The sequence below is a fragment of the Citrobacter sp. Igbk 17 genome (assembly GCF_028069775.1).
Lineage (GTDB): Bacteria > Pseudomonadota > Gammaproteobacteria > Enterobacterales > Enterobacteriaceae > Citrobacter.
Genome location: NZ_JANEWI010000107.1, coordinates 1 through 294, shown reverse-complemented (window position 1 = coordinate 294; position 294 = coordinate 1). Strand labels below are relative to the sequence as shown.

General features: G+C 40.5%; 1 rRNA gene. It reads right to left on the bottom strand.

Going from position 1 to position 294, the window contains the following annotated elements:
• Window positions 1-214: 214 nt before the first annotated feature.
• Window positions 215-294 (bottom strand): 16S ribosomal RNA (locus NNO08_RS23010); the annotation flags it as partial.

The window sequence follows — 294 nt, the reverse complement described above, 5'->3', positions numbered from 1 at the left end:
CGTAAAACACCACCGTGTTGCGAAAATTTGAGAGACTCGAACACACCGCTTTTCATTTCTTATTACGGAGAAATGAAACAGTGTGTCGTTTCAATTTTCAGCTTGATCCAGATTTTTAAAGAGCAAAACTTCTTAATGCACTCGAAAGTACATTCAGAAGTTCATCATTCATCAGACAATCTGTGTGAGCACTACAAAGAACGTTTCTTTAAGGTAAGGAGGTGATCCAACCGCAGGTTCCCCTACGGTTACCTTGTTACGACTTCACCCCAGTCATGAATCACAAAGTGGTAA